The sequence below is a fragment of the Vibrio marinisediminis genome, assembly GCF_014050145.1.
Classification (GTDB): domain Bacteria; phylum Pseudomonadota; class Gammaproteobacteria; order Enterobacterales; family Vibrionaceae; genus Vibrio; species Vibrio marinisediminis.
The window spans coordinates 1-224 of the sequence record NZ_JACFYF010000444.1 but is presented as its reverse complement, the minus strand read 5'-3'; the positions used below and the strand labels follow the sequence as shown (position 1 = coordinate 224).

The 224-nt window shown below is 36.2% G+C and carries 1 protein-coding gene; it reads left to right on the top strand.

The features are described 5' to 3' along the window. The coding region (locus tag H2O73_RS24565) for a hypothetical protein (protein WP_182110869.1) at nt 1-224 on the top strand (224 nt) is incomplete at both ends.

The window sequence follows — 224 nt, the reverse complement described above, 5'->3', positions numbered from 1 at the left end:
CCAAAACCTTTTCGGATTTAAAACACAATTACAATTTGGTAAAACCACCGTAACAGGGGTTTTCTCACAACAAAAATCACAAACAACGTCTGTTGCTGCCGAAGGTGGAGCCACTATTACAGAGTTTGAAATCAGTGCAAGTGATTATGATGATAATAGGCACTTCTTTTTATCTCAACGTTTTAGAGATGATTTTAATAGTGCCATGGCTAAGTTTCCTTTAA